General features: G+C 61.7%; 15 protein-coding genes. 14 read left to right on the forward strand and 1 reads right to left on the reverse strand.

Annotated elements, in window-relative coordinates:
* Positions 1 to 16 precede the first annotated feature (16 nt).
* The 11 genes from H8F22_RS27890 (at position 17) to H8F22_RS27940 (ending at position 11,303) form a co-directional block, all read left to right on the forward strand.
* Positions 17 to 1,228, forward strand: a complete 1,212-nt coding sequence (locus H8F22_RS27890) for a bifunctional cobalt-precorrin-7 (C(5))-methyltransferase/cobalt-precorrin-6B (C(15))-methyltransferase (RefSeq protein WP_027921913.1) — start codon at positions 17 to 19, stop codon at positions 1,226 to 1,228.
* On the forward strand, positions 1,221 to 2,318 hold the full coding sequence (locus H8F22_RS27895; RefSeq protein ID WP_194940955.1) for a cobalt-precorrin-5B (C(1))-methyltransferase: 1,098 nt from the start codon (positions 1,221 to 1,223) through the stop codon (positions 2,316 to 2,318). The genes H8F22_RS27890 and H8F22_RS27895 overlap by 8 nt, the downstream gene beginning before the upstream one ends.
* Positions 2,315 to 3,049 (forward strand): cobalt-precorrin-6A reductase, encoded by a 735-nt coding sequence (locus H8F22_RS27900; protein WP_194940956.1) that lies wholly within the window; start codon positions 2,315 to 2,317, stop codon positions 3,047 to 3,049. The genes H8F22_RS27895 and H8F22_RS27900 overlap by 4 nt, the downstream gene beginning before the upstream one ends.
* 200 nt (positions 3,050 to 3,249) lie before the next feature.
* Positions 3,250 to 3,648, forward strand: coding sequence for a DUF2946 domain-containing protein (locus H8F22_RS27905; protein WP_027921916.1), 399 nt, complete (start codon positions 3,250 to 3,252; stop codon positions 3,646 to 3,648).
* 48 nt (positions 3,649 to 3,696) lie between these two features.
* Positions 3,697 to 4,176 (forward strand): copper chaperone PCu(A)C, encoded by a 480-nt coding sequence (locus tag H8F22_RS27910; RefSeq protein ID WP_027921917.1) that lies wholly within the window; start codon positions 3,697 to 3,699, stop codon positions 4,174 to 4,176.
* A gap of 12 nt (positions 4,177 to 4,188) precedes the next feature.
* Complete coding sequence (locus H8F22_RS27915) at positions 4,189 to 4,638, forward strand: DUF2946 domain-containing protein (protein ID WP_027921918.1); 450 nt, start codon at positions 4,189 to 4,191, stop codon at positions 4,636 to 4,638.
* 83 nt (positions 4,639 to 4,721) lie between these two features.
* Positions 4,722 to 6,839: a TonB-dependent copper receptor gene (locus H8F22_RS27920; RefSeq protein WP_027921919.1), complete on the forward strand. Its 2,118-nt coding sequence runs from the start codon at positions 4,722 to 4,724 to the stop codon at positions 6,837 to 6,839.
* Positions 6,840 to 6,968: 129 nt separating this feature from the next.
* A complete protein-coding gene (locus H8F22_RS27925) occupies positions 6,969 to 8,351 on the forward strand; it encodes a PepSY-associated TM helix domain-containing protein (protein ID WP_194940957.1) in 1,383 nt (460 codons plus the stop codon).
* Positions 8,352 to 8,563: 212 nt separating this feature from the next.
* Complete coding sequence (locus H8F22_RS27930) at positions 8,564 to 9,352, forward strand: ABC transporter ATP-binding protein (RefSeq protein ID WP_027921921.1); 789 nt, start codon at positions 8,564 to 8,566, stop codon at positions 9,350 to 9,352.
* Positions 9,349 to 10,296, forward strand: a complete 948-nt coding sequence (locus H8F22_RS27935) for an ABC transporter substrate-binding protein (RefSeq protein WP_027921922.1) — start codon at positions 9,349 to 9,351, stop codon at positions 10,294 to 10,296. Before H8F22_RS27930 ends, H8F22_RS27935 begins: the two co-directional genes overlap by 4 nt.
* On the forward strand, positions 10,293 to 11,303 hold the full coding sequence (locus tag H8F22_RS27940) for a FecCD family ABC transporter permease (protein ID WP_059181709.1): 1,011 nt from the start codon (positions 10,293 to 10,295) through the stop codon (positions 11,301 to 11,303). Before H8F22_RS27935 ends, H8F22_RS27940 begins: the two co-directional genes overlap by 4 nt.
* 58 nt (positions 11,304 to 11,361) lie before the next feature.
* On the opposite strand, the gene H8F22_RS27945 is transcribed toward H8F22_RS27940, so the two are convergent.
* Positions 11,362 to 15,972: a DUF4329 domain-containing protein gene (locus tag H8F22_RS27945; RefSeq protein WP_194940958.1), complete on the reverse strand. Its 4,611-nt coding sequence runs from the start codon at positions 15,970 to 15,972 to the stop codon at positions 11,362 to 11,364.
* Between the two features lie 444 nt (positions 15,973 to 16,416).
* Between H8F22_RS27945 and H8F22_RS27950 the strand changes: the two genes are divergently transcribed.
* The 3 genes from H8F22_RS27950 to urtA all read left to right on the forward strand — a co-directional run bounded on the left by H8F22_RS27950 (position 16,417) and on the right by urtA (position 18,676).
* On the forward strand, positions 16,417 to 16,788 hold the full coding sequence (locus H8F22_RS27950) for a DUF6124 family protein (RefSeq protein ID WP_194940959.1): 372 nt from the start codon (positions 16,417 to 16,419) through the stop codon (positions 16,786 to 16,788).
* Between the two features lie 98 nt (positions 16,789 to 16,886).
* Complete coding sequence (locus tag H8F22_RS27955) at positions 16,887 to 17,186, forward strand: hypothetical protein (protein WP_194940960.1); 300 nt, start codon at positions 16,887 to 16,889, stop codon at positions 17,184 to 17,186.
* 224 nt (positions 17,187 to 17,410) lie between these two features.
* On the forward strand, positions 17,411 to 18,676 hold the full coding sequence (urtA, locus tag H8F22_RS27960; RefSeq protein WP_027921927.1) for an urea ABC transporter substrate-binding protein: 1,266 nt from the start codon (positions 17,411 to 17,413) through the stop codon (positions 18,674 to 18,676).
* Positions 18,677 to 18,804: the final 128 nt, after the last annotated feature.

The following is an 18,804-nucleotide window of genomic DNA, read 5'->3' on the forward strand; positions in this document are numbered from 1 at the left end:
TTTTTAAGGACTGCAGATGTCACCCTGGCTGACAGTAGTGGGAATCGGTGAAGACGGCTTCAAGGGCCTGGGCAGAAACGCCCGGCATGCCCTGCTGCGCGCTTCGCGGATTATGGGCAGCCAGCGGCAACTGGATCTGCTGCCAGTGTGCATCCGTGGCGAGCGCCAGGTGTGGCCGAGCCCTTTTTCCCTTGAGCCGCTGTTGGCCCGTCGCGGTGAGGCGGTGTGTGTGCTGGCCAGCGGCGATCCGATGTTCTTCGGCGTGGGCGCCAGCCTTGCGCGCCAGGTGTCGGCTGAAGACATGCAGATCCTGCCGGCGCCTTCCTCCTGTTCGCTGGCAGCCGCGCGAATGGGCTGGCCGTTGCAGGAGGTGGTGACGCTTTCAGTCGTTGCCCGGCCGCTCGCCGCCCTCAATGCGCAGGTGTTCAGTGGCGTGCGTTTGCTGGTGCTGAGCAACGACGGTCAAAGCCCGGCGGCGATTGCCGCTCTGCTGCGCGAACGCGGTTTCGGTCCGAGCCGCCTCACCGTGCTGGAACATCTGGGCGGTGCAGCCGAACGGCGCATCGATGGCGTTGCCAATGACTGGAATGATCCGCTGATCGCCGACCTGAACCTGGTTGCCATCGAGTGCATCGCCGAGCCGAGCACAGCGAACCTTTCGCGATTGGCCGGGTTGCCGGACTCCGCGTTCAAACACGACGGTCAACTGACCAAGCGCGATGTGCGCGCCATCACCCTAGCGCGCCTCGCGCCGGTGCCGGGTGAGCTGCTGTGGGACGTCGGCGCTGGCAGCGGCTCGATTGGCATCGAATGGATGCGCGCCCACCCGACATGTCGCGCACTGGCCATTGAAGCCGATGAAGGTCGACAGTCGCTGATCGAACACAACCGCGACGCCCTCGGCGTGCCCGGACTGCAACTGATTCGCGGCAACGCACCCCAGGCCCTGGCCGGGCTCGAACGCCCGGACGCGATTTTCATCGGGGGCGGCGTCACCCGTGAAGGCGTGCTCGACACCTGTTGGGCGCAACTCAAACCCGGCGGTCGATTGATCGCCAACGCGGTCACGCTGCAAAGTGAAATGACCCTGATGGCCTGGCGCGAACAGCATGGCGGCGAGCTGACCCGCATCCACATTGCCCAGGCGCAGCCGTTAGGCGAGTTCGACACCTGGCGCCAGGCGCTGCCGATTACCCTGCTGGACGTGACGAAGCCCTGCGATGCGTGACGAAACCGCCGAACAACCCGCCCCGTTGCGCAGCGGCCTGACCACCGGCAGCTGCGCCACCGCCACCAGTCTGGCCGCAGCGCGTCTGTTGTTGGGGGGCATGGGTGCTGACGCGGTCGAGATCGTATTGCCCAAGGGCAAGCACGTGCAGATGCGCCTGGAATTTTGTCGCCTGACCGACGACGGCGCCGAAGCCGGAACAATCAAAGACGCGGGCGACGACCCTGACGTAACGCACGGCGCCCTGCTGTACACACACGTGCGCCTGAGCGTCGAGCCGGGCATTCATTTCAAGGCGGGGCGTGGTGTCGGCACGGTGACGCGCCCCGGCTTGGTACTGGCCGTCGGCGAACCGGCGATCAATCCGGTGCCGCGCAAAATGATCACCGATCACCTGACCTTGCTGGCCGAAGAACTCGGCTACCGCGGCGGCTTCGAGGTCACCGTCAACGTCGAGGACGGCGAAGCCCTGGCGCTGAAAACCATGAACCCGCGCCTGGGGATACTGGGCGGGCTGTCGATTCTCGGCACCAGCGGCATCGTCCGGCCATTTTCGTGTGCGGCGTACATCGCCTCGATCCACCAAGGCATCGACGTCGCCAAAACCAACGGTTACCTGCACATCGCCGCCTGCACCGGCAACGCCAGCGAAGACACCATGCGCCGGGTCTACGACTTGCCGGAAATCGCCCTGATCGAAATGGGCGACTTCGTCGGCGCCGTACTCAAGCATCTGCGCAAAGTGCCTGTGGATAAACTCAGCCTGTGCGGCGGCTTCGGCAAGATCAGCAAACTGGCGGCCGGGCACATGGATTTGCACAGTCGGCATTCGAGCATCGACCTGCCGCAACTGGCGGAATGGGCAGCAGCGGTCGGCGCGGATGAAGCACTGCAACAGGCCATTCGCGAGGCCAATACCAGCCAGCAAGCCTTGGCGATGGCTGCCGCTGCGGGCATCGCCCTCGGTGATGCGGTGTGTCAGCACGCCCTGGAATTTGCCCGTAGCGTGGTGCCGGCGCAGGTTCAGGTCGAAGTGTTTGCCATCGATCGTCAGGGCGGCATTGTCGGCCATGCGGGGGCTTTTCAATGAAGCGCATCTTGCTGCTCGGCGGCGTGACGGAAGCGCTGGCCATCGCTCGCACCCTTGGCCCTGAACACATTTACAGCCTGGCCGGTGTGGGTCGGGTGCCAACGGATCTGACCTGTCAGGTGCGCGTCGGCGGCTACGGCGGCGCGGAAGGTCTGGCGCAGTTCATTCGCGAAGAAGGCATCGACCTGCTGCTGGACGCGACCCATCCCTACGCCGCCCAAATCAGCCACAACGCCGCGACGGCCGCACAGCTGACCGGCATCACCTGCTGGGCGCTGCGCCGTCCGGCCTGGCGCCCCCTGGCCGGGGATGACTGGCGCGAAGTCGCCGACTGGTCCGAACTGATCGAAGCCCTGCAACCCTTCCACCGCCCCTTATTCACCCTCGGTCGCGAACCCTTGCAGCACCTGCACGAAATCCCGCCGGAGCAATTCTGGACGTTACGTGCGCTGGACGTTTACCCCGGCAACGACCGCTGCGAAGTCATCGGCGCACGCGGCCCGTTTGTTATCGAGGAAGAACGCGAGCTGTTTGAGTGCCGACAGATCGATGTGCTGATCAGCAAGAACAGCGGCAGCACCGCGACCGAGCCGAAGCTGGAAGTGGCGCGGGAGCGGGGGGTGCCGGTGATTGTTTTGAAACGGCCGGCGTTGCCACAAGTTGATCGAGAGTTCAGTACGCTGGCGGACGTGCTGGCAGCCTTGCGCAAGAGTTCGACACAAAACCTGTAGCAGCCGGACGCAACCTTCGGCAGCGGCTACAAAAAATGCGCGCCCCTCGCTGGTCGGCACTGGCAATCTGAAATTCGCGACTATCATGAAGTTTATGAAAGCGTGGCACTGCGACACCACACCGCACGCCGCTTTTTTACTTATCGGCCCTGATCAGGCTAAATAGCTGCGCTTGATCGCCCACCCAAACGGATTTCCCCATGTCCCGACATCGGCTTGCAATTGCCTGGATCGCCTGCTTCGCAGTGCTGTTCAACATGCTCGCCATGCCGATGAGCAATGCGATGGCGCAGTCTGCCAAATCGCCTGCCGAGCAATTGTTGTGGGGCAGTTTCTGCACGTCCAGCGGCACCAAGATGGTAGCGATTTCCCTGGGCGATCTCGGGCAGAAAGCGCCGCAAGGCGACGATCACTCCAACATGCAGCATTGCTGGTGTTGCTCGGGCGCAGCGCCTGTCGTGGCGCTGCCAGGGCATGAGCCGCAGCTGTACTTCGCGCAGTTCGAGGCCAATCGAAGCCTGCCTGCCGTCACACTCGATATCCCCACACCGCGCCAGCAATGGCCCAACCTCAACCCCCGCGCTTCCCCTCTGGTGTGATTCCTTCTCGCAATTGATCTGCGTTTTGAATCGCTCTGGAGAACTGCCATGTTGAACAAACTCATCGTTCTGGCCGCGTTGCTGCTGCCTGCCTGCTTTGCCAATGCCCACGAATACAAAGTCGGCGAGCTGGAAATCGCTCACCCGTGGTCGCAGGAGTTGCCGCCGAACGCGCCAACCGTTGCCGCCTATTTCGTGATTCACAACAGCGGCAAAACTGCTGATCGCCTGCTGAGTGTCGACTCGCCGATTTCGGCCGTAGCCGAGCTGCACGAACACGTGATGCAAGGCGATCTGATGAAGATGCAACAGGTGCCGAGCGTTGATATTCCGGCGGGCGGCAACGTCATGTTTGCGCCGATGGCCTATCACGTGATGCTGGTCAACCTGAAAGACCGTAGCCTGTTGAGCGACGGCAAACGCTTCCCGCTGACGATGCATTTCGAGAAGGCCGGTGACGTGACGGTCGAAGTCTCGGTGCAGAAGAAGCCGCCCGAAGACATGCAGATGCACGCTCACGCCCAGTAACCGGCTGAGCAAATGCGCCCGCCTAGCGCCAGGTCATCCGCGACACGCCGTCAGTCATTGAGCCTGACGCGCGGCAGCTGGATCAGCCTGTTCGCCATGCTGATGATCTTTATCGGTCCGCTGATTTCTCAGTCGATGCCGATGGATCAACGCGCCTCGGCAATGGCCATGAACATGTCGATGGACATGAGCATGGACATGTCAGCGATGGAGCACGCCGACCACGGCGCGCAACCCGCTGCCGAGCACTGCCCGCCCACCCCGTCGCACCACGCGATCTGGGAAAAATGCGGCTATTGCAGCCTGCTGTTCAACTGCCCGGCGCTGACCGGCGGTGTTTCATTCACAACTTTCAACACCCCGCTCCCCCACACCTTCACTACTCCGTCCCCCCGCCTGGGCCACGCCCGGCAAACCGTCTTTCCCGGCGCCCGAACCCGCGCCCCGCCCATCGTCGCGTAAACACCCACCTCTGATCTCACACGGATTCGAAGACAGCTTCAGGCTGTCGGCCGTGTCGTTTATGCCGCTCGATGGAAATTGTCATGTCCAGGTTTTCTGCTGACTCACGCTTGAGCACTGCCCAAGCTTCTTTTGCCCTGAACGACGCCAGTGTTCGTTTCAGGCACGCCACCGCCTTCCTTTGTGGCGCTCTATTAACACCCATGGCGCTGGCCGATGAACACGCGGGCCATATCGAAGAACTGAGCCCGACGGTGATCACCGCGATCGCCCCCAGCTCACCGCTGACCATCGTCACCCACCCCAAGGACCCGCGCCAGCCGGTGCCGGCCAGCGACGGTGCCGACTATCTGAAAACCATCCCCGGCTTCGCCCTCGTGCGCAACGGCGGCACCAACGGCGACCCGGTGCTGCGCGGCATGTTCGGCTCGCGGATGAACATCCTCACCAACGGTGGCCAATTGCTGGGCGCCTGCCCCGGCCGGATGGACGCGCCAACTTCGTACCTCTCGCCGGAAACCTACGACACACTCACCGTGATCAAAGGTCCGCAAACCGTGCTTTGGGGACCGGGTGCATCCGCCGGGACCATCCTCTTCGACCGTGAACCGGAAAGCTTCGGCGAACTCGGAACGCGGGTGAACGCCAGCGTCTTGGGCGGCTCCAACGGCCGTTTCGACAAAGTGGTGGACGCCGCTGCCGGCGGGCCACTGGGCTATGTGCGAGTGATCGGCAACACCGCGCACGCCGACGATTATCGCGATGGCAACAATGACACCGTGCCCTCGCGCTACGACAAGTGGAACGGCGACGTCATGCTCGGCTGGACCCCGGACGCCGACACCCTGCTGGAACTGACTGCCGGCAAGGGCGATGGTGAAGCGCGTTACGCCGGGCGCGGCATGGACGGTTCGCAGTTCAAGCGTGAAAGCCTGGGCCTGCGTTTCGAAAAGTCGAACATTGGCGACGTGCTGGACAAGGTCGAAGCGCAGATCTACTACAACTACGCCGACCACGTGATGGACAACTACACCCTGCGCACGCCCTCCGGCACCGGGATGATGTCCGGCCCGATGGCCTCGAACGTCGACCGCCGCACCCTCGGCGCAAGAATCAAAGGCACCTGGCGCTGGGCCGATGTGCAGTTGATCAGCGGCCTCGATGCGCAAACCAGCGAACACCGCCAGCGCGGCGGCATGGGCGTCGACACTTACAAAAACCTGCCGTACACCGAGGACGCCGACTTCCACAATTACGGTGTTTTCAGTGAACTGACCTGGTACGCCGCCGACCGCGACCGGCTGATTACCGGCGCGCGCCTGGACCGCGCCTCGGCCAAGGATTACCGGCAAACCACCGGCTCAGGGATGACGACCCGCCCCAACCCGACCGCCGACGACACCCGCGCCGACACCCTGCCAAGTGGCTTCGTCCGCTATGAGCATGACCTGGCCGACAGCCCGACCACCCTCTACGCCGGCATCGGCCACACCGAGCGTTTCCCGGATTACTGGGAGCTGTTTTCACCCAAGCTCGGCCCCGCCGGTTCGGTGAATGCCTTCGATTCGATCAAGCCCGAGAAAACCACCCAGCTCGACTTCGGTCTGCAATACAAAACCGAAAACCTCGACGCCTGGGCCTCGGGTTACGTCGGCAAAGTCCACGACTACATCCTGTTCAACTACCTCCCGACCCCGATGGGCACCACCTCCCAGGCGCAGAACGTCGACGCGCGAATCATGGGCGGCGAGCTCGGTGCGGCCTACAAGCTGACCTCCAACTGGAAGGCCGACGCGACCCTGGCCTACGCCTGGGGCAAGAACAGCAGCGACGGCAACGCACTGCCGCAAATGCCGCCACTGGATGCGCGTTTCGGCCTGACTTACAGCGAAGACAACTGGAGCGCCGGCGCTTTGTGGCGGGTGGTCGCGGCGCAAAACCGCATCGATCAGAACAAGGGCAACGTCGTCGGCAAAGACTTCGACAAGACCCCGGGCTTCGGCGTGTTCTCGCTCAACGGTGCCTACCGAATCGACAAGCACTGGAGGGTCAGCACCGGCGTCGACAACCTGTTCGGCAAGGCCTACGCCGAGCACTTGAACCTGGCCGGCAACGCCGGTTTCGGCTACCCGGCCAATGACCCGCAGGCCATTAAAGAACCGGGACGAACGCTCTGGACCAAGGTGGACATGAGTTTCTAAAGGCATCGCGGGCAAGCCCGCTCCCACATGGACAGTGTGAAACCTGTGGGAGCGAGCTTGCTCGCGATCGGTTGCGCAGCAACCGCCAACAAACAACTAAAAGATCCATGCCAAAGCGGAGCACACGTGATGAAACAGCCCAAAGTGAATTTCTACAACCTGGCCTGGCGCTGGCATTTCTATGCCGGTCTGTTCGTGGCCCCCTTCATGGTGATGCTGGCCCTGACCGGCACCCTTTACCTGTTCAAACCGCAACTCGATCCGTTGATGTACGGCAGCCTGATGACCGTCCCGGCCGATCACCACACGGTGTCCGCCGACGACCTGCTCAAACGCGTGAAAGAGGCGTATCCACAAGCCACGATCAAACAGTACCTGCCGCCGGTCAACGCCGAGCGCAGCGCGCAATTCGTCGTGATCAACGGCGGCACCGAACTCAACGTGTTCATTGATCCGTACCACGGCGACATCCTCGGCGAGCAAGACGCCAAGAACAACCTGCAAGCCATAGCGAGGGCGATTCACGGCGAGCTGATGATCGGCACCGTCGGTGATCGACTGATCGAAATGGCCGCCGGTTGGGGCATCGTGCTCGTGGTGTCCGGGGTGTTCCTGTGGTGGCCCCGTGGTCAGGCGGCCGGCATTTTGTGGCCACGCCTGAGCAGTCGCGGTCGCGTGTTGTGGCGTGATCTGCACGCGGTGACCGGGTTCTGGGGCGCCTCGTTGCTGCTGGTGATGCTGCTCAGCGGCATGACCTGGACCGGGTTCTGGGGCCAGCAATACGCTGGCGTGTGGAACGTGTTCCCGGCCGCCATGTGGGACAACGTGCCCACGTCCGATGTCGAAGCGCGCAGCCTCAACACCGCCACCCGACAGACCGTGCCTTGGGCAATGGAAAACACGCCGATGCCAATGTCTGGCGGCGACCACGCCGAACACATGGCCCAAGGCGGCGCGCAAGCCGGCCCCGCCGCCCCGACCATCAGCCTGCAAGACGTGCAAAACATCGCCGTGCAACGCAAGGTCGAGCCGGGTTACAGCATCACTTTCCCGAAAACCGCCACCGGCGTGTTCACCATTGCCGTGTTCGCCGACGACCCGCGCAACGACGCCACCCTGCACGTCGATCAATACACCGGCGACGTCCTCGCCGACGTGCGTTATGAACAATACGGCCCCGTCGCCCGCGCCACCGAAATCGGCGTGATGCTGCACGAAGGCAAGATGTTCGGTGTGGTCAACCAGATCATCGTGCTGCTGATTTGCCTGATGATCCTGCTCAGCGCCGTCAGCGGCGTGGTGATCTGGTGGAAGCGTCGGCCACAGGGCAAATTCGGTGTTCCACCGCTGCGCCATGACCTGCCTAAATGGAAAACAGCGATGGTCATCATGTTCGCCCTGGCGGTGATGTTTCCGCTGGTGGGGGCTTCACTGGTGGTGGTCTGGGTGCTGGATCGCGTGCTGTTGTCGCGCCTCACCCGACAAACTGAATCGGCCTCATCTTCATCATGAAACAGGCGAGATGCGCGGGTTAGACAGGCCTGTAGACTTCCCGCGCTTATCTCGCGCTTATCTTTAGTGTTACTGTATAACTATAAATTCATCGTTTGTTTCAAAACCGCCATCGCGGGCAAGCCCGCTCCCACAGGGACTGCGCAATACCTGTGGGAGCGGGCTTGCCCGCGATGACGTCATCCGCATCACCAAAATCTCCGAGCAAACGCATGACCTCGCTGACCCTCAAAAACCTCGCCTGGACACCCCTGGGCCACGGCCATTGTCATCACCAGTTCCAACTGCGTGATGCCTCCTTGCACGTGGCCGCCGGCGAGTTCGTCGGGTTGATCGGCCCCAACGGCAGCGGCAAGACCAGCCTGTTGCGCTGCGCCTGGCGCTTCAGCAAACCCGAGAGTGGCGAGGTCCAGTTCAATCACCACAACGTCTGGAAGCAATCCTCCCGTTGGTGCGCGCAACGCATCGCCGTGGTCTTGCAAGAATTCCCCGACGCCTTCGGCCTGACCGTTGAAGCAGTGGTCGCCATGGGCCGCACGCCGCACAAAGGCCTGTTCGATGGCGACACCCTCGAAGACCGGAACCTCGCGACTCAGGCGCTGGAATCGGTCGGCCTCAACGGCTTTGAAGACCACGCTTTCGCCACCCTCTCGGGCGGTGAAAAGCAGCGGGTGATCCTCGCCCGCGCCCTGGCGCAACAGCCGCAATTGCTGATCCTCGACGAGCCGACCAATCACCTCGACCCGCGCTATCAACTGGAACTGCTGCAACTGGTCAAACGCCTGAAGATCGGCACCCTCGCCAGCATCCACGACCTCAACCTCGCCGCGGCTTTCTGTGATCGGCTGTACGTGATCAACCACGGCCGCATCGTCGCCAGCGGCACCCCCAAAGAAGTCCTGACCGCCCCGCTGCTGCGCAATGTTTTCGGCGTCGACGCCTTGATCGACGACCATCCTCTGCACGGCTACCCACGAATCACCTGGATAACCCAACCATGACGTTGCGTCCCCTGCTGTGTGCCGCCCTTCTGCTGGGCAGTGCCCAAGCCTTGGCCGAGGCCACTCATTACCCGCTGACCGTGCACAGCTGCAACCGCGAAGTGACCTTCAAGCACGCGCCAAAACACGCGGTCAGTCACGACATCAACATGACCCAGATGATGCTCGCCCTCGGCCTAAAACCGAGCATGGCCGGCTACAGCGGCGTGAGCGGCTGGAAGTCGGTGACGCCCGAGATGCAGAGCATCCTCGACGGCTTGCCGGAGCTCGCCGCCAAGTACCCGTCGGTGGAAACCCTGCTCAACGCCAACGTCGATTTCTTCTTCGCCGGTTGGGATTACGGCATGCGCGTAGGCGGCGACCTGACGCCGCAAACCCTGCAACCGTTGGGCATCAACGTCTATGAGCTGACCGAGTCCTGCGCCTTCGTGATGAAGCGCCCGGCCGCCAGTTTGGAAGACACCTACAACGACCTGCGTAACCTCGGCAAAATCTTCGACGTGCAAGACCGCGCCAACGCCTTGATCGCGCAGATGCAGGCGCAAGTCGACGAGGTGCGCCAGGACCTGCCGGCGGACAAGCCGCGGGTGTTCCTGTACGACAGCGGTGAAGACCGCGCCATGACCTCCGGGCGCCTGGGCATGCCGCAAGCGCTGATCGATGCGGCGGGCGGGCGCAACATTCTCGATGACGTCGACGCGAGCTGGACGCGGGTCAACTGGGAGAGCGTGGTCGAGCGCAATCCGCAGGTGATCGTGATCGTCGACTACGGCGAAGTCACTGCCGAACAAAAGGAGCAATTCCTGCTCGACAACAAGGCGCTGCAATCGGTGGACGCGATCAAGAACCAGCGCTTTATCGTCATTCCCTACGTGCAGGCCACGCCCGGCATCGACAACGTGTTGGCGGTAGAAACCCTGGCCAAAGGGTTCCACGGCGAATGATCAATCGTCGCTACGGTTTGTTGCTGCTGGCCCTCGGCGCGTTGCTGCTGGTGTCGTGCGTGGTGTCGCTGGGCTTCGGCCCGGCGCGAGTGCCGGTGGACGTGGTGTGGCAGATTTTGCTGCACAAGGTCTTTGGGCTTGGTGAGGTGAGCTGGAGCGCCGGGCAGGAACATATCGTGTGGCTGATCCGTGTACCGCGCATGTTGCTCGGCGCGATGGTGGGCGCCGGGCTGGCGTTGATCGGTGCGGTGCTGCAAGCGGTGACGCGTAATCCGTTGGCCGATCCTCACCTGCTTGGGGTCACGTCCGGCGCGACCCTCGGCGCGGTGATTGTGGTGCTGCATGTGGGTGAGATTGTCGGGCTGCTCACCTTGCCGATGGCGGCGTTTATCGGTGCGTTGGTCAGCATGCTGATCGTGCTGGTGATCGCCCATCGGCACGGGCGGCTGGACAGTGATCGGCTGCTGCTGTGCGGTGTGGCGGTGTCGTTTGTGATGATGGCGATGGCCAATCTGCTGCTGTTTCTTGGCGATCACCGCGCCAGTTCGGCGGTGATGTTCTGGATGCTCGGCGGGCTCGGGCTGGCGCGCTGGGAATTGCTCGCGGTGCCGGCGGTTAGCGTGTTGCTGGGGTTGGTGTTGCTGCTGGGCATGGCCCGGCCGTTGAATGCGTTGATGGCCGGCGAGCAGACGGCGGTGACCCTCGGGCTGAATGCGCGCAGTGTGCGGTTGCGGGTGTTTTTGATTGCGTCGCTGATGACCGGGGTGCTGGTCTCGATCAGCGGGTCCATCGGCTTTGTCGGGCTGATGGTGCCGCACATTGCGCGGCGGCTGGTCGGGGCGGAACATCGGCGATTGCTGCCGGCGTGCGTGTTGCTCGGCAGCCTGTTCCTCGTCTGGGTCGACGTCGCCGCCCGCACCCTGATTGCCCCGGAGGACCTGCCCATTGGCGTCGCCACTGCGGCCATCGGTGGGCTGTTTTTCATTGGCCTCATGCGCCGCCGCTGAGCCGTGCCAGCGCGGAAGGCACGGTTCATCCGGCACTCAGATCAATAAGTGCTGCACTTCACAGTTCGTCACGATCCGGCTTCGCCGCCGACTGCACAGGTGGCTGCCAGGTCGACTTCAATCGCCCGCGAAATTGCCAGTAGCCGTCGGTGTCCACGACCTCAAGCCGACCAACACCGGCGAGCGCGGCGAGGTAAGCCGCCACCCCGTCCTTTGCCTCCTCGTTGAACAAGGCCGTTTCCTGCGGCGAGAAGCTGGGGGTGAATTTGAACAGGGCCCCGCCACGACCGGTGAAATAACAACTGCCCCCGGAGACGCCGCTCTTTTTCACGACGTCTCTGCAAAACCACAGATCGGCCAGCGCCAGGTTGTCCATCAGTAGACGATCAGACGCAGTGGGGTCCCACACGAACAGGTTGAAGCGTTTGTAGAACTGATGAACAGCCACCCATTTGTAGTCCTGCGGAAAAACCGGCAACAGCAAGGGCTGCGCGCCCGGCACGGTGACCGGTGCAATGGGCCCGCCCGGTCCTGAGTAAAACAGCGCACTGACAGCCCCACTCTCGACGCCGTCCTCAAGCGGCTCGACGGCCACGAACGACGATGACGCCGGGTGTATCAGCACGCCACCCAGATACTGCTGGCCGACGTATTCGCCAATCTGACTTTGGGCCGAGCGAGCCGCATCATCGGCATGTGCGAATACAGGCCCGAGAGCAAAGCGGTTATCCGACGCCCACCTCACCAACCCGATGCCGGTTTTGACACCCCGGGCATCAACCCTGAACGGCGACCAGAAAGCACTGCGCACCACGACCTGCAATTCACCGTTGGCGATCACTTTGCGCAGATACTCGAACAGCGACTCCTGCCCTGATTGCACAATTCTCTCGTAGGCCTGCGTGGTATGAAACAAGGTCCATTCCGGGGCCTTGCTCCTAGGGGCGTAACGCAACAAGGCGCCATCGGAGCAGGACAAGTAGACGTTGAGGTACGTGGATCCTTCAGCCGTGCGCACACCGACAGCATCCAGCCCGTAGGACAGATCCCGAGGCGATATGAAGCTGTGCGTCACGTCATGGGGCAATCGTCCCGGACGGGTCGACGGACACAAATAGAGGCCCTCGACTCGATACCCCAACGGTAATAAACCTTCGGGAAACACCCGCTCGACCGTGAGATGCCCTTGTCCCCCGTCGATCGGCAACGTCGTCACGTACCGTTCACCGTTCAGCGCCTTGAGCACAAAGCCGAACATCAGGCTGGCACGGGCGCCCACCGTGCGATGGACATGCCGCACAGCGTCGTCCATCTGTGTGAAGACCGGGCTGAGCGCCGGCTCGGCAATGGCAAATCGCTTCACTTGCGACGAAACAATGCCGGGATAAGCACTCCAGTGCGACAGTGGCCTGGCCTCTCCCCACAGTCGGCTCCCCTGAACCACTTGCAACCGCCCGGCGCTTGCAACCTGATTGACGTATTCACTCGGGGTTCGCGTACCGTTGCGCATGTGCAGTTCAATCGGTGTGTGCTGGCGCTGCAACGGGCTGGGTGACGCCAATGCCCGGGCGAGCTGCTTTTCGCTGGCACTTGCACTGAGGGTGTAGCTGATCAGGCTGCCGTCGAGCCCCAGCAGGTATTCCTTGCCGGGCGACAGAGACGGGGAGCGCCCGGAGCCGGTCAGGATGTCCGCCAGAAAGTCGGTAGAAAACATGTTCAGATACACGTCCCGTTCGCGGTTCGACAGGGCGAAAATCGGTTCGATCTGAATTCGGGAATGGTAGCGGGCGACGACCGTACTCCCTGCCAAAAACAACCCCTGTTCAGCCAACTCGTCCAGACGAATCCAGCTGGCAGGGAAGTTCTCGACTTCGACGGCCACCGGCAACGTTGCGACAAACAAACCGTCGGCGCGACGCAGCACCAGGCCACCGTAGACCCGCTCACGCCGCGCGCCCAACTTCGCCAGCGCAAAGCGCGCGGCATCGTCCTGCGACAGAAAGACCGGGCTGAGCGCTCGCCGCTGGATCTGCACGAAAGGTTTCCAGTCAGGACCGACACTGCCCGGCTCGTCCCACAGTTCACTGGTGCGCAGCACCTTCAGTTCGCCGGCCTTGGCGACCATTTGAATGACGCTGGCATAGGGTGGTGTTTCCTTGCCCAATGCTGACGTCAGTTGCTGCACCCCCTTATTGTCGAATTGTGTTGAAGAGGCCGAGTATTGGTACTGCAACAATGCCCCATCCAGTGTCGCGATAAAAATCTTCAGGTCCTGAAAATGCGTCAGACGTTGCGTGCCCTTGTCGTCGTATATCGCTGCTGCCAGATCGCTGACGGGCGCTAAATGCCGGGCTAACCAGGCGTCCGTTGTTGATGACCCTTTAGGCATCCAGCTTGCCGCGTAGTAAAGCCCGAGGGTCCTAAACTCGTCGATCAACACGGGAGCGCCGAAGTCGCTCGCCTGGTTGAGCGTCCCCAGGCGCCCGGTCGTAACCGTTTCGGTCGCCACGTACTCCTCGCGCTCTTTGTGCTTGAGGATAAACCCCCAACCCGCCGCGGCTGCGCGGTAGTCGAGCCGGGCTCGATGACGGGCGTTCAGCACCGCGTCTTCGGCGCTGGTAAAAATTGCCCCCAGCGCCGGAGCGGAGATGTCTGTGCGGGTGGCGTCGTTATCTGGTTCATCACCCAGCAGCGCTCCCCGCGGCCCCCACACGTCGCTGCCGACCACCACACGCAATCTGCCCGTGCCGGCCAGTTCATCGACCACTGCACCGGGCTCCAGAGTGCCGGCCGTCAGCTCCCGATCTATTAGCGTGTTGCCATCAGCGAGTACGGCCACCCGCTGCTGCAGGCGGTTGCGAGCCGCCACTTTCGATACGTCGGGGCTATAAACCAATAGAGAGTCGGCCGAGCCAGACAGGTAAAAATCGACAACATGCGCGTGGCTGTCGAACATCGAGCGAATGTCTTCGGCGGTAAACATTTGCACGTGCGTCAGTTGCCCGTGCAAGTCTGTACGTGTGATGCCCACGGCATCGGCTTGCCAGCGCGAAGCGTAAAGCCCATGAAACGAGTGCCCCTGGACCAGCACAATCGGTGCGCCGTTAGCGTCGAGGGGGCAAAGCATGTCCAGTGCGAACCGTTTTGCGGCAAACACCGGCTCGGTGGCGACGAAGCGTTTGTTTCGATCCTGCAAAATCATCCCGACAAAGCCCTGTTCACGCCGGCTGCCGATGTACTCATGGGCAAAACGTGCGGCATCGTCCGCCATGAGGAACGCAGGACTCAAACGCCGCGACCTGGCATAGGCTTGCCAGTCAGGGCCAACGATCCCGACCACATCCCACAACGCGCTGTCCTTCAGCACCGTCAGTTCGCCGGCTGCGACCACCAGCCTGATGTAGTCCGCAGGCTTGAGCGTGCCAGCCTGCAGTCGGACATTGAAATCCGCGCTGTCCTTCAGCGGAGCTTCACGCTGGTGCGCCGAGGGGCGGTACTGCAACACGGCACCGTCGCGGGTCCGGGCGTACACTTTCAGGTAGTCCGGGTATTCCTGCCGGTGAACATCCCACAGCGAAAATTTGATGCCCGCCGCCAATTCGTCCGGTGAAAAAAACCGCTCATAAAGCCAGGGCTCACTGGCACTCTGAGCCGCATCGCCCTGCGGCACGAAGTAAACGCCGTTCAAGTCGAAATCGAGCAGGCGCTCCAGCGTGCGATCAGCTTTCATCGGAAAAGTCTTGAACAATTCGGCTGCCGGCTCGCTGGAAAGTACCGGATAGGTCGCCATGCACTCCGAGCTGTCGGCAGAGGTCACAACAAACCCAAGATAAACGCTGCCGGTGGACAGGGTTACTGTCGCGGCGGCGGCTTCGATGGCCTTGTCCACTTGGTTGAACACCGCACAAAAAAACGGTTGTACCGGGGTCGGACTTCGCACCGCTGCGGTACCGAGCGTCCAGTTCGCCGGCACGTTTCCTCTTACGCCGCCCCACGGCGCATTGGCGACCAGTACGCTAAGCGTGCCAGTCTGGGCAACTTTTTGAATCAGGTGTTCAACGTCGGAGAACGGACCGAAAGCCTTGAACCCTTGCTCAAAGAGTTTTTTCTCTTCTGCCGGCTGAGTGGACTCGTACTTGATCAGTGAACCATCCGGACCCGACAGATAATGACGCTGGCCATAGGCACCCGGGTCCTGCATATGACTCAGAATATGTCCTCTGGAAAAAAATCCGAGGCTCAACGTGATCTGCTCGCTCGTCCAGCCTGGGTGAACACGCAGGACTTCAGCGTGATTGGCCGAATGGGACAGGTAATACGCCGCGCCACTGTAGCCCGGTGGAGCAAACAGCTCTCGGGGGGCTTCAGTAGACAGCAGGAAGTCGAATTCGAAATGCCCCATCCTCCCCGCCACTGGCAACGTGGGCTGAAATTTTCCGTCGCCACGCTGCACGATTACACCGCCGTAAGCCTTGTCGCGGCGCGCGCCGATCTGCCGGTGAACCCAGTAGGCCGCGTCGTCCGCGCTGGTGAATGTCGGCCCCAGGGCAGGAAAGGTTGCCGCCCTTCGGGGTGTTGAAGGTGTGCTGATTGAGGTGCCGTTCATGTGCTGCTCACTCGATTGAGAAGCCACGATGATCAGGATCCCGGAGCGCAGCAGGTGGTACATATGTATCGCCCTCCGGTGTTGCGCTTTTGACGCAGCCAGCACCAATGCTGCGCACGCCGGCGCACCGAAAATAAATCTGTCCCCTTTTTTCTGGTCCCCTTTCTGACGAGTTTATTTTTTGTTTAATTGATGTGTCGAAATCTGGAAGTTTCCCACGGCTTTTTCAGGTTGTTCGTCGGACGTGGGCTGTCTAGTCTGGGGCTGTCACTGAAGACTCAGTGATCGGGTGTGAGAACCCGGACAGGTTTCAATCCAACGCTAGCTCCACCATAATTGCCGCCAGCTTATTCGCTGCCGGCAATGACTATGGCGGCTGTGTGCGGGCGGACTTCGGTTCGGCCGGGTTGATTCCTACCGGTTTCTCACTCCGCACATAGCTGCCACCCCTTCGTCGCGTGAGAAACGACAAGTGATGGCTCCAATTGCTTCAAGGGAATCATTACCATGTCTAAGAAAATCGTACCCGATCCACCCATCGACACCACCACACCCGAACCCGAAACATCTCGCGACGAAGACCTGCTCCGAGACCGCGAAGCCATCAAACGCGCCCTCGACTACTACCTGGATCCGCCTGCGCTCTACACCGAAAAACCCCGCCGCCCCAGCACGATGTACATGATCGCCCCGGACAACGACAGCGAAAGCCTGTTGGTCCATGCCTGTGAATCCCTGGCGTCCGCCAGTGTCCTGGCCAGCGACTTCGCCGCCGACCTGATCGGCCCGCAGCGCCACAAGGCGATGGCCATCCAGCAGATCATCATGCTCGCCGAACTGGCCGTGAACCGCGCGGTGGATAAGGTCGTTCCCACCTGAATACACCGCAAGAAAAAATGTGGGAGTGAGGCTTCTCGCTCCCACCGGGGCTCAACATTCCTTACACTGCGCATCTCACGACCCTCAGGATGAGCCTCATGCTGAAATCTGTTTTCCTGTCGTTGCTGGTATTCGGCTCCAGCGCCGCAATGGCCGATACCACCGTCGATGTCTCGAAGATTTACGGCAAGATCCAATTCGTCGACAGCTTTCCGGACTACAAGGTGCAGGTGGTGAACTCCTTTCCCGATCTGAAGGTGCAGCAGGTCGACTCTTTTGCGGACTCGCCGGGCAAGTGGAAAACCGTCGACAGCTTCCCTGATTACAAAATCCAGATCGTCGATTCCTTCCCCGATTTCAAGATCCAATACGTCGACTCATTTCCCGGCCCCAACTGAACCCTTCTGCATCACCGCTGCCGCCACGCGGCAGCACCACAATGACGCACACCCTCGCACCACCGCCCCGCCCTCGTCCCTTCATGGTGCGCCGCCACCGCGCGCGAGCGCTCTAAAACGACATTTCCCTGCCTTTTGCCGACCGGGCACAGCCTTTGCAAAACACCCTTCAGTAGTCCGCATCTGCCAACCAAAAAAATTCATAAGTTCATGGAGATCGCACAATGAAGCGTCGTAGCTTGATCAAGGCTTTCACACTCTCGGCAAGCATTGCCGCGATGGGCATGACCTGGACCGTCCAGGCCGCCGAGACCATCAAGGTCGGGATTCTGCATTCGTTGTCCGGCACCATGGCGATCTCCGAAACGTCGCTCAAAGACATGGCCTTGATGACCATCGACGAGATCAACGCCAAGGGCGGCGTGAACGGCAAGATGCTGGAACCGGTGGTGGTGGACCCTGCGTCGAACTGGCCGCTGTTCGCCGAAAAGGGCCGGCAGTTGCTGACTCAGGACAAGGTGGCCGTGGTGTTCGGCTGCTGGACGTCGGTGTCGCGTAAATCGGTGTTGCCGGTGTTCGAAGAGCTCAACGGCTTGCTGTTCTACCCGGTGCAGTACGAAGGCGAAGAGATGTCGCCGAACGTGTTCTACACCGGCGCCGCGCCAAACCAGCAGGCGATTCCCGCCGTTGAATACCTGATGAGCGAAGAAGGTGGCAGCGCCAAGCGTTACTTCCTGCTCGGCACCGACTACGTCTACCCGCGCACCACCAACAAAATCCTGCGCTCGTTCCTGCACTCCAAAGGCGTGGCGGACAAGGACATCGAAGAGGTCTACACCCCGTTCGGCCACGCCGATTACCAGACCATCGTCGCCAACATCAAAAAATTCTCCGCCGGCGGCAAGACAGCCGTCATCTCGACCGTCAACGGCGACTCCAACGTGCCGTTCTATAAAGAGCTGGCCAACCAGGGTTTGAAAGCCACCGACGTTCCGGTCGTGGCGTTCTCCGTCGGCGAAGAAGAACTGCGCGGCATCGACACCAAACCGCTGGTGGGCAACCTTGCGGCGTGGAACTACTTCGAATCGGTCGAGAACCCGCAGAACGCGAAATTCGTCGCGGACTGGAAAGCCTACGCCAAGAAACACAACCTGCCGGGCGCCGACAAAGCGGTGACCAACGACCCGATGGAAGCCACCTACGTCGGCATTCACATGTGGGCGCAAGCGGCGGAAAAAGCCAAGTCCACCGACGTCGACAAAGTCCGCGAAGCCCTCGCCGGCCAGACCTTTGCCGCGCCGTCCGGCTACACCCTGACCATGGACAAGACCAATCACCACCTGCACAAACCGGTGATGATCGGCGAGATCCAGGCCGATGGTCAGTTCAACGTGGTGTGGCAGACCGAAGGCCCGATCCGCGCCCAGCCGTGGAGCCCGTTTATCGATGGCAACGACAAGAAGCCGGATTATGCGATGAAGAGCAACTAAGCCACTGGATGTCGGGCCTGGGCATGGAGCCCAGGCCCGACATAAATCCCTGTGGGAGCTGGCTTGCCTGCGATGGCATCACCTCGGAGCATCAGACACACCGAGTCGTCTGCATCGCAGGCACGCCA

Source organism: Pseudomonas mucoides, assembly GCF_015461845.1.
In the GTDB taxonomy this organism is placed as follows: Bacteria; Pseudomonadota; Gammaproteobacteria; order Pseudomonadales; family Pseudomonadaceae; genus Aquipseudomonas; species Aquipseudomonas mucoides.

Coding starts and splice junctions, on each gene's coding strand:
- H8F22_RS27890 (WP_027921913.1), top strand. CDS start 17: ATGTCACCCTGGCTGACAGTAGTGGGAATCGGTGAAGACGGCTTCAAG.
- H8F22_RS27895 (WP_194940955.1), top strand. CDS start 1,221: ATGCGTGACGAAACCGCCGAACAACCCGCCCCGTTGCGCAGCGGCCTG.
- H8F22_RS27900 (WP_194940956.1), top strand. CDS start 2,315: ATGAAGCGCATCTTGCTGCTCGGCGGCGTGACGGAAGCGCTGGCCATC.
- H8F22_RS27905 (WP_027921916.1), top strand. CDS start 3,250: ATGTCCCGACATCGGCTTGCAATTGCCTGGATCGCCTGCTTCGCAGTG.
- H8F22_RS27910 (WP_027921917.1), top strand. CDS start 3,697: ATGTTGAACAAACTCATCGTTCTGGCCGCGTTGCTGCTGCCTGCCTGC.
- H8F22_RS27915 (WP_027921918.1), top strand. CDS start 4,189: ATGCGCCCGCCTAGCGCCAGGTCATCCGCGACACGCCGTCAGTCATTG.
- H8F22_RS27920 (WP_027921919.1), top strand. CDS start 4,722: ATGTCCAGGTTTTCTGCTGACTCACGCTTGAGCACTGCCCAAGCTTCT.
- H8F22_RS27925 (WP_194940957.1), top strand. CDS start 6,969: ATGAAACAGCCCAAAGTGAATTTCTACAACCTGGCCTGGCGCTGGCAT.
- H8F22_RS27930 (WP_027921921.1), top strand. CDS start 8,564: ATGACCTCGCTGACCCTCAAAAACCTCGCCTGGACACCCCTGGGCCAC.
- H8F22_RS27935 (WP_027921922.1), top strand. CDS start 9,349: ATGACGTTGCGTCCCCTGCTGTGTGCCGCCCTTCTGCTGGGCAGTGCC.
- H8F22_RS27940 (WP_059181709.1), top strand. CDS start 10,293: ATGATCAATCGTCGCTACGGTTTGTTGCTGCTGGCCCTCGGCGCGTTG.
- H8F22_RS27945 (WP_194940958.1), bottom strand. CDS start 15,972: ATGTACCACCTGCTGCGCTCCGGGATCCTGATCATCGTGGCTTCTCAA.
- H8F22_RS27950 (WP_194940959.1), top strand. CDS start 16,417: ATGTCTAAGAAAATCGTACCCGATCCACCCATCGACACCACCACACCC.
- H8F22_RS27955 (WP_194940960.1), top strand. CDS start 16,887: ATGCTGAAATCTGTTTTCCTGTCGTTGCTGGTATTCGGCTCCAGCGCC.
- urtA (WP_027921927.1), top strand. CDS start 17,411: ATGAAGCGTCGTAGCTTGATCAAGGCTTTCACACTCTCGGCAAGCATT.